Source organism: Streptomyces sp. 4F14, from assembly GCF_048159485.1.
In the GTDB taxonomy this organism is placed as follows: domain Bacteria; phylum Actinomycetota; class Actinomycetes; order Streptomycetales; family Streptomycetaceae; genus Streptomyces.
Window position 1 is genome coordinate 1 of sequence record NZ_JBLRVY010000373.1, and the last position, 322, is coordinate 322.

General features: G+C 67.1%; 1 protein-coding gene. It reads right to left on the bottom strand.

Annotated features, from left to right (window positions below; translation table 11 throughout):
• Positions 1-322 (bottom strand): preprotein translocase subunit YajC (locus ACLZOT_RS51170; protein ID WP_416976139.1); only part of this gene is annotated, 322 nt, incomplete at both ends.

Here is a 322-nt window from a genome sequence, read left to right on the forward strand (position 1 = left end):
GGCCTCTTCCGTCTCGTCCTTCTTACCGAGGTCGACGGACTTCTCGTCGGAGGCGGCGGCAGCGGCGGGCTCGTCGGTCTCGGTGAGGGAGGAGGCGTCGTCCGGGACGACGTCGGCGTCCGACTTCAGGTCGTGCTCGATGCCGTGGACGATGCGGTTGTACTCGTCGTCGGTCAGGACGGCACCGATGCTGTTCTTGGCGAAGAGCAGGTCGACACCCGGACCGGCGTCGAGGAGGACCGTGTCGTCGTTGACCTCCTTGACGGTGGCGTACATGCCCCCGATGGTGCGGACACCGGATCCGGGCTGCATCTGGTTCCGC